Raw genomic sequence first — 8213 nt, 5'->3', positions numbered from 1 at the left:
GGCCGGCCGCGTTGTCGGCGCCGCCAACGGGCGGTGCAGGTGATTGCTGGCGCTGTGTGCTGGTCGCCGGTTCCGGGCCCAGCGGCCCGGCGCGCTCGTGCGACACCATGTTGTAGCCCAGCGCCAGCACGGCCACCAGGGCCGCCGCGATCGCGCCCCAGCGGAACGCGCGCTTGTTGTCCTGCCGGTCCTGTGTCGGTTGCTCGGTGGTTTCGTCGTTCATCATGGAACCTCTTGTGATGGCGCGTCACGCGCGCTCAGCCCTGCTGCTTGCTGCCGCTCTTGCCACCGCCCGCATCGCTGCCTTCATCCGGCGCGTTGGCGCCCCGCGCCCGGCCGGCGCGCCACGCATCGAAGTCCTGCGAGAACTTCTGGTAGCGCTCGCGGCGATAGGCCGCGTAGTCCTCGTCCAGGCGCTGCATCTGTTCCTGGCGCCACTGCGCGTAGTCCGGGTCATGGCGCCGGTCGTCGGCCCAGCGCTCCTCCAGCTCCTCTTCGTAGTCGCCGTAGCCGCTGAAGCCCGCGCTGGCGTGGCGGCTGTTCTCGTAGCCGCCGTACTGCCCGCCATAGGGGTTGCCGTACGGGCTCTCGTAGGGCCTGGCGTGGCGGCTGTGGAATTGCTCGTCCTCCATCTGCGCCTCGCGGTTCCATTGCGGCGACGATGCGCCGCGCCGCGGGTCGTGGCCAATGCGCTGGGTGCCGTCGCGGCGGGCCCTTTGGCTGTCATGACGTGCGTTCATCGGATGCTCCTTTCTTCAGCCAGTGCTTCACTGCAAACACTCACCTTAGGCCCGTGCCGCGGGCCGGGAGGTAGGCGCACCGGTGGCGCCCGCGTAGGAAGCACGCCGTCAGGGCTCGGGGGCCTCGGGCGATTCGGTGTCCAGCCCGCCGCCGGCAATGGCGTCCCGCGCGGCGCGGGCCAGGCTCTCGTAGCGCGCGCGAAACTCCTGCAACTCCTTGTCCTCGAGTTCTTCCAGGTCGAGCAGCGCGTTGTGGGCGCCGTGGGTGGCGCGGATCAGCTCGTCGAGCTTGATCTGGATGGCGGCGGTGTCGCGGTTCTGCGAGTTCTGGATCAGGAACACCATCAGGAAGGTGACGATGGTGGTGCCGGTGTTGATCACCAGCTGCCAGGTGTCGCTGAAGCCGAAGATCGGCCCGCTCACGATCCATGCCACCACGACGCCGGCGGCGAGGATGAAAACGCCGGGCCGGCCGCAGAAGCGGGCCGCGCTGTTGGCCAGGCGGGTGTACACGTCGGGACGTTTCATGGTCTTTCTCCAATCCAGGTGACACGCGGACCAATATAGCCACTGGCCACACGGTGGGAGCCTGACAGCCACATGCCAGCCGGACCTACATGCGCTTGGCTCCTTGCCCGTTCAGGCGCGCGCGGCTGCAGCGCCATAGTGGCTTCGAGGGCCGCATGTCCGCGGCCCGGCCACCAGGAGAAGCTCATGACCCCTGTTTCCGAAACCAGCCGCAACGTCATTTCTTCCGAGCGCGTCGAAGGCACGGCCGTGTACTCCCCCAGCGGCGACAAGCTGGGCACCATCGACGACCTGATGATCGACAAGGTCTCCGGCCAGGTCTGCTTCGCGGTGCTGGAGTTCGGCGGCTTCCTGGGCATCGGCACCGACCGGTACCCCGTGCCCTGGAGCATGCTGGACTACGACGTTGCCCGCGAAGGCTACGTGGTGCCGCTCGACAAGGACCGCATCACCCAGGCGCCGCGCTATGCCAAGGACGAGATGCGCGACTACGACCCCGAGTACAGCCGCAACGTCAACAGCTACTACGGCGTGGGCCCGCTTTGACGGGCTGACCGCCGGCGCGCGAGGCGTTCAGCCCACGGCGCGGATGCGGCCCTCGCGCGCCGCCTCCGTCAGCAAGGCGGCCACCGCGCACGAGGCCAGCCGGGTCGGCTCCGAGTCGGCACGGCTGGTCAGGATGACGGGCACCTTGGCGCCCAGAACGATGCCCGCCGCATAGGCCCCGGCCAGAAAGGTCAGGCTCTTAGCGAGCATGTTGCCGGCATCCAGGTCGGGCGCGATCAGCACGTCCGCATGCCCGGCCACCGGCGACTCGATGCCCTTGATGCGGGCAGCCTCGGCGTCGATGGCGTTGTCCATGGCCAGCGGGCCGTCCAGCACCGCGCCGGTGATCTGGCCGCGGTCGGCCATCTTGCACAGCGCCGCGGCATCGATGGTGGACGGCACCTTCGAGTTGACGGTTTCCATGGCCGACAGCACCGCCACGCGCACATGGCTCATGCGCAGCGCATGGGCCAGGTCGATGGCGTTCTGCACGATGTCGACCTTCTCTTCCAGCGTGGGCGCGATGTTGATGGCGGCGTCCGAAATGATGAGCGGCTGCGAATGGCCCGGCACGTCCATCACGAAGCAGTGGCTGATGCGGCGCGCGGTGCGCAGGCCGGCCTCGCGCCGCACCACCGCGCCCATGAGCTCGTCGGTGTGCAGGCTGCCTTTCATCAGCGCATCGACCTTGCCGTCGCGCGCGAGCTCCGCAGCCTTTTCGGCCGCCGCATGGCTGTGGGGCGCGTCGACCAGCTCGATGCCTTCCAGCGAGGCGCCCAGTTCGCCCGCCGCCGCCTCGATCCTGGCGCGGGGGCCCACCAGCACCGGCACCATCAGCCCCATGCGCGCCGAGGTGAGCGCCGCCTCGAGCGAGGGGCTGTTCGCCGGGTGCACCACCGCCACCCGCAGCGGCGGCAACTGGCGCACGGTGGCGATCAACCGGTCGTAATGGGGGTGCGCTGCGTTGTGCTGGGTCATGGCGGGCCTCGGGGTGGTCGGGCGGCGCCCAATACCTGAGCGGGCTCGTGGGTATCCGGCGAAATTGACGCGCGAATCGTGCATGCTGCCGTGCAACAAAGCAAGCACAAAGGTTGCGCCATGACCGCTCCAGCCAAGCCGACCGCCGCCGCACTGCAAAAGACGCTTGAGGACCTGGCGGCCTACAGCGTCGACGCCTGGCAGCGCAGCGTGCTCACCGCCGACGTGCTACGCGAACGCGGCAATGTGTTCCTCGAACACCTGCTGGCCGGCAAGCCCGCGCTGCTGCAGTTCGAGCACGATCTCCTGCTGGACGGCCGCACCCTTCCCCGCCCCTGCAACTACTCGCTGCTGCGCATCGTGCCTTCGGCCGAGACGCCCATCGACCCGGCCAAGCGCCCCATCGTGGTGGTCGATCCGCGGGCCGGCCACGGGCCCGGCATCGGCGGCTTCAAGCCCGATTCGGAGGTGGGCGTGGCGCTGCGCGCCGGGCACGCGGTGTACTTCGTCACCTTCGCGCCCGAGCCGGAGGAAGGCCAGACGCTGGTGGACGTGGCGCGCGCCGAGGCCGCCTTTCTCGAAGAGGTGGTGCGGCGCCATCCGCAGTGCAAGCAAAAGCCCGCCGTCATCGGCAACTGCCAGGCCGGCTGGGCCATGGCGGCGCTGGCCTCGGTGCGCGGCGACGTCATGGGGCCGCTGGTGCTCAACGGTGCGCCGCTGTCCTACTGGGCGGGCAGCGCCAAGCAGAACCCGATGCGCTATGCCGGCGGCATGCTCGGCGGCGCCTGGCTGTCGGCCTTCACCGCCGACCTGGCCGGCGACCGCTTCGACGGCGCCTGGCTGGTGAACAACTTCGAGAACCTCAACCTGGGCAACACCTACTGGGGCAAGCTCTACAACCTGTATGCCAACGTCGACACCGAGCGCGAGCGCTTCCTGGAGTTCGAGCGCTGGTGGGGCGGCTACTTCCGCATGACGGGCGAGGAGATCGAGTCCATCGTCGAGAACCTGTTCGTGGGCAACAAGCTGGCCCGCGGCGGCGTGGAACTCGAGGGCGTGAAGGTGGACCTGCGCAACATCACCTCGCCGGTGGTGGTGTTCGCCTCGTGGGGCGACAACATCACGCCGCCGCAGCAGGCGCTGGACTGGATCCTGGACGTGTGGGGCAGCGAGAAGGCGCTGGTGGCCGCCGGCCGCACCATCGTCTACATGCTGCATCCCACCATCGGCCACCTGGGCATCTTCGTGGGCGGCGCGGTGGCCCGCAAGGAACACGACCAGCTGGTGAACACGCTCGACCAGATCGACGCGCTGCCGCCGGGCCTGTACGAGATGAAGATCGAGCCCAGGGACCCGAAGGCGGAGTTCGCCGCGCTGGAAACCGGCAGCTGGGGCGTGCGCTTCGAGACGCGCACCTTCGACGACATCCGCGCGCTCGACCCCGACGGGCGGGGCGACGAGGCGATGTTCAGCACCATCGCGCAGCTGTCCGAAGTGAACATGACGGCCTACCGCACCTTCGTCCAGCCGTGGGTGCGGACGTTGGGCAGCCGGGCGCTGGGCGACTTCATGCGCTGGACGCATCCGCTGCGCCAGCAGCACCTGGTGCTGTCGGACATGAGCCCCTTCGCGCCCTGGCTGCGCCAGGAAGCCGAGAAGGCACGCAGCCACCGCGAGCCGGTGTCGCCCGACAACGTCTGGCTGGCCTGGGAGCGGCTGGGTTCCGAATGGATCACGCAGGCGCTCAACCAGATGGGCGACGCCCGCGACAGCGCCACCGAGAACCTGGTGAACCTGGCCTACGGCCCGCGCGGCCTGGGCGCCGTGCTGCCGCCCGCGGTGGCGGACGAGCTGGCGGCCTTGAACCGCGCCGATACCGACGAAGCCAAGGCGCGCAAGCTGGCGCTGGCCAATGTCGACAAGGGCGGATTTGCCGAAGCCGTGTGCCGCATCGTGGTGGCCGGCATTTCCAAACGCGGGGCCATCGAGCGGCGCAACCTGCGCCTGGGCCAGCTGCTGGGCAGCTCGCACCGCGAGATGGTGCGGCAGATGGTGGGCGTGCCGGCCAGCGCGCCGGTGCTGGACTGGCCGACGATCCTCGATGCGCAGGCCGTGATCGTGACCTTTGCGCCGCAGGAGGCCATGGCCGCCCTGCCCCGCCTGCTGCCCACCAAGGCCGAGCGCGAACATGCGCTGGCGCTGGCGGCCGCGGTGCTGATGGCCGAGCCCACGCTGTCCGACCCCGAATCGCCCGCGGCGCGCTTCATCCGCGAGCAGTTGGGCGTGGACCCGGCCCGCATCGCCGCGCTGTCGCTGTCGCTGGCGCAGACGGTGGCCAGCGAGCAGGCACAGCACAGCAGCGCGCCGGTGCCCGGCGTTTCCGTTCCGCCGGTGGCGAAGAAGACGCGGCCCGGGGCCAGGAAGAAAACAGCGCCTGCGGAACAAGGTACCGGCAAGCCTGCGGCCAAGGCGGCGCGGAAAGCTGCGGCGAAGCCGGCACCCAGGACGGCCGCCAAGACCGCCGCCAAGACCGCCGCCAAAACCGCCGCGAAGTCCGCCCCGAACGCCGCCGCGAAGTCCACCCCAAAGTCGGCCTCGAAGCCCGCGCCCAGATCCGCCCCTGCCAAGACCGCGCAGCGCGAGCTGCGCCTGGTCGTGAACCAGCCGGCCAGGAAGACCTCCGCCACCAGCACCAGGAAGCGCTCCACATGACGACCACCACCACGCAAGGGCCGCTGGCCGGCAAGAAGGTCCTGGTGACGGGCGTCGCCAACGACCAGTCCATCGCCTGGGGCTGCGCCGCCGCTTTCAAGGCGCTGGGCGCCGAGCTGGCCATCACCTACCTCAACGACAAGGCCAGGACGTATGTCGAGCCGCTGGCGCAATCGCTCGATGCGGCGCTGCTGCTGCCGCTGGACGTCACGCAGCCCGGCGCGCTGGAGGCCGTGTTCGACGCGGTGAACGAGCGCTGGGGCGTGCTGCACGCGGCGCTGCACTCCATCGCCTACGCCCCGAAGGCCGACCTGCAGGGCCGGCTGGTCGACTGCTCGGCGGCCGGCTTCGGCATGGCCATGGACGTGTCCTGCCACAGCTTCATCCGCATGGCCCACCTGGCCGAGCCGCTCATGAAGAAGGAAGGCGGCACGCTGCTGACCATGAGCTTTTACGGCGCGCACAAGGTGGTGGAGAACTACAACGTGATGGGCCCGGTGAAGGCCGCGCTGGAATCTTCTGTGCGCTACCTCGCGCACGAGCTGGGGCCGGCGGGCATCCGGGTGCATGCAGTGTCGCCGGGCCCCATTCGCACGCGCGCCGCATCGGGCCTGGCCGAGTTCGACGCACTGCTGGACGACGCCACCGCGCGCGCCCCGGCGCACCAGCTGGCCAGCATCGAGGACGTGGGCTATGCCACCGCCATGCTGTGCAGCGACCATGCGCGCCTGCTCACCGGCTCCACGCTGTACGTGGACGGCGGCTACCACATCATGAATTGAGAAGGGCGCGCCGATGATCGAAGCATCGCTCGAACGCGGCATGGTGGCGGTGGCGAATGCGGGTTCGTCCAGCCTCAAGTTCTCGCTGTACGAGGTCGCGGGCGACGAATTGCGCCTGGTGCTGCGCGGCCTGGCCGAGGGGCTGGACACCTCGCCGCACTTCGTGGCCAAGGCGCCCGACGGCCTGGTGCTGCGCGAGCACACCTGGGGCGAAGGCCAGAAGCTCGGCCATGACGCGGCGCTGCACCACACCATCGCGGCGGTGCGCGAGCTGGTGCCCGGCGCCACCCTGCGCGGCGTGGGCCACCGGGTGGTGCACGGCGGGCCGGACTATTCGCAGCCGATGGTGGTCACGCCCGAAGACATGCCCAAGCTGGAGGCGCTCTCGCCGCTGGCGCCGCTGCACCAGCCCAACAACCTGGCGCCCATCCGCCTGGCTTTCGAAGCGCTGCCAGGCATTCCGCAGGTGGCCTGCTTCGACACCGCCTTTCACCGCAGCACGAGCGAGCTGGCGCAGATGTACGCCATCCCCTGGCACTTCTTCGAGGAAGGCGTGCGGCGCTACGGCTTTCACGGGCTCTCGTACGAATACATCGCCTCGCGGCTGCCCCAGGTGGCGCCCGAGCTGGCGCGCGGCAAGGTGATCGCCATGCACCTGGGCAACGGCGCTAGCCTGTGCGCCATGGAGGGCGGGCGCAGCGTGGCCAGCACCATGGGCTTCAGCGCGCTGGAGGGCCTGCCCATGGGCACGCGCAGCGGCGCCATCGACCCGGGCGTGCTGCTCTACCTGATGCAGCAGCGCGGCATGTCCGCCAAGGAGGTGGAGCGCATGCTGTACCGCGACTCGGGCCTGCTGGGCATCTCGGGCGTCTCCAGCGACATGCGCGCGCTGCTGGCCAGCGATGCGCCGCGCGCCGCGCTGGCCATCGACCTGTATGTGTATCGCATCGCGCGCGAAGTGGGCTCGCTGGCCGCCGCGCTGGGCGGGCTCGACGGCGTGGTGTTCACCGCGGGCATCGGCGAGCATTCGGCGCAGGTGCGCGAGCGCGTGCTGCGCGCCCTGGCGTGGATGGGCTTCGAGCTGGATGCCGCTGCCAACGCGAGCGGCGGGCCGCGCATCAGCACCGCGGCTTCGCGCTGTTCCGCGTGGACGGTGCCCACCGATGAAGAACTGATGATCGCGCGGCACACGGTGCGGGCACTCGGCGGCTGACGGCCCTGCTGAAGGAGCCGTCCGGCCCTGCTGGACGGTAGCGCTATCAGCCCCCTAGAATGCGCGGCATGAGCCAGCCCAGCGCCGCCCCTGCTCCCCGTCGCACCCGCCGCGGCAGCGGCGCCGTCACGCTGCACGACGTGGCCAAGCTGGCCGGCGTGGCGCCCATCACCGCGTCTCGCGCGCTCAGCTCGCCCAAGCAGGTGTCGCCCGAGGTGCTCAAGCGGGTCACCGAGGCGGTGGCCAAGACCGGCTATGTGCGCAACGGCCTGGCAGGCAGCCTGGCGTCCACGCGCAGCCGGCTGGTGGCGGCGGTGGTGCCCACCATCATCGGGCCGGTGTTCCAGAACAGCATCGAGGCGCTCACCACCGCCCTGGCCGAACAGGGCTACCAGCTCATGCTGGGCCAGAGCGGCTACGTGAACTCGCGCGAGGACGCCCTGCTCGAGGCCATCATCGGCCGCCGGCCCGACGGCATCGTGCTCACCGGCATCATGCATTCGGCCGAAGGCCGCAAGCGCCTGATGGCGGCCGGCATTCCGGTGGTGGAAACCTGGGACCTCACGCCCACGCCGCTGGACATGCTGGTGGGCTTTTCCCATGCCGACGTCGGCACCGCCGTGGCCAAGTATTTGCACCGCAAGGGCCGGCGGCACCTGGCGGTGATCGCCGGCGACGACGAGCGCGCCGACCGGCGGCTGCAGGCCTTCGAGC

The 8213-nt window shown here is 70.1% G+C and carries 9 protein-coding genes; 5 read left to right on the top strand and 4 right to left on the bottom strand.

Features of this window, described 5'->3' with window-relative positions; all coding sequences use genetic code 11:
• The 3 genes from VSO01S_RS25035 to VSO01S_RS25025 form a co-directional block, all read right to left on the bottom strand.
• On the bottom strand, nucleotides 1–223 hold a 223-nt coding region (locus VSO01S_RS25035; RefSeq protein ID WP_153305430.1), incomplete at its 3' end, for a hypothetical protein.
• A 34-nt stretch (nucleotides 224–257) separates the two neighbouring features.
• Nucleotides 258–740: a hypothetical protein gene (locus tag VSO01S_RS25030; RefSeq protein ID WP_068645485.1), complete on the bottom strand. Its 483-nt coding sequence runs from the start codon at nucleotides 738–740 to the stop codon at nucleotides 258–260.
• Between the two features lie 108 nt (nucleotides 741–848).
• Nucleotides 849–1268, bottom strand: a complete 420-nt coding sequence (locus VSO01S_RS25025) for a low affinity iron permease family protein (RefSeq protein ID WP_068645484.1) — start codon at nucleotides 1266–1268, stop codon at nucleotides 849–851.
• A gap of 186 nt (nucleotides 1269–1454) precedes the next feature.
• On the opposite strand from VSO01S_RS25025, the gene VSO01S_RS25020 reads away from it, so the two are divergent.
• The gene (locus tag VSO01S_RS25020; protein ID WP_068645483.1) at nucleotides 1455–1814 is read left to right on the top strand and encodes a PRC-barrel domain-containing protein; all 360 of its coding nucleotides are present in this window, start codon (nucleotides 1455–1457) and stop codon (nucleotides 1812–1814) included.
• Between the two features lie 27 nt (nucleotides 1815–1841).
• Here the strand turns inward: VSO01S_RS25020 and VSO01S_RS25015 are convergent, their stop codons facing one another.
• Entirely contained in the window at nucleotides 1842–2876 is a 1035-nt protein-coding gene (locus VSO01S_RS25015; RefSeq protein ID WP_373282931.1) for a phosphate acetyltransferase, read from the bottom strand.
• A gap of 36 nt (nucleotides 2877–2912) precedes the next feature.
• On the opposite strand from VSO01S_RS25015, the gene VSO01S_RS25010 reads away from it, so the two are divergent.
• From VSO01S_RS25010 to VSO01S_RS24995, 4 genes are all read left to right on the top strand, one after another.
• On the top strand, nucleotides 2913–5504 hold the full coding sequence (locus tag VSO01S_RS25010) for a DUF3141 domain-containing protein (protein WP_084242108.1): 2592 nt from the start codon (nucleotides 2913–2915) through the stop codon (nucleotides 5502–5504).
• Nucleotides 5501–6286 (top strand): enoyl-ACP reductase FabI, encoded by a 786-nt coding sequence (gene fabI / locus VSO01S_RS25005; RefSeq protein ID WP_068645481.1) that lies wholly within the window; start codon nucleotides 5501–5503, stop codon nucleotides 6284–6286. Before VSO01S_RS25010 ends, fabI begins: the two co-directional genes overlap by 4 nt.
• 13 nt (nucleotides 6287–6299) lie before the next feature.
• A complete protein-coding gene (locus VSO01S_RS25000) occupies nucleotides 6300–7499 on the top strand; it encodes an acetate/propionate family kinase (protein WP_068645480.1) in 1200 nt (399 codons plus the stop codon).
• Nucleotides 7500–7567: 68 nt separating this feature from the next.
• A partial coding sequence (locus VSO01S_RS24995; protein WP_153305429.1) for a LacI family DNA-binding transcriptional regulator occupies nucleotides 7568–8213 on the top strand: 646 nt, incomplete at its 3' end.

It is taken from the genome of Variovorax soli NBRC 106424, from assembly GCF_001591385.1.
Taxonomy (GTDB): domain Bacteria; phylum Pseudomonadota; class Gammaproteobacteria; order Burkholderiales; family Burkholderiaceae_C; genus Variovorax; species Variovorax soli.
Note: the sequence above shows the minus strand (reverse complement) of the source record. Positions and strands in the feature narration are given on the sequence as shown.

Bases quoted from the DNA above. Each gene is read 5' to 3' on its own strand.
- VSO01S_RS25025 (WP_068645484.1), bottom strand. From the start codon at position 1,268: ATGAAACGTCCCGACGTGTACACCCGCCTGGCCAACAGCGCGGCCCGC.
- VSO01S_RS25010 (WP_084242108.1), top strand. From the start codon at position 2,913: ATGACCGCTCCAGCCAAGCCGACCGCCGCCGCACTGCAAAAGACGCTT.
- VSO01S_RS25000 (WP_068645480.1), top strand. From the start codon at position 6,300: ATGATCGAAGCATCGCTCGAACGCGGCATGGTGGCGGTGGCGAATGCG.
- VSO01S_RS25015 (WP_373282931.1), bottom strand. From the start codon at position 2,876: ATGCACGATTCGCGCGTCAATTTCGCCGGATACCCACGAGCCCGCTCA.
- VSO01S_RS25030 (WP_068645485.1), bottom strand. From the start codon at position 740: ATGAACGCACGTCATGACAGCCAAAGGGCCCGCCGCGACGGCACCCAG.
- fabI (WP_068645481.1), top strand. From the start codon at position 5,501: ATGACGACCACCACCACGCAAGGGCCGCTGGCCGGCAAGAAGGTCCTG.
- VSO01S_RS25020 (WP_068645483.1), top strand. From the start codon at position 1,455: ATGACCCCTGTTTCCGAAACCAGCCGCAACGTCATTTCTTCCGAGCGC.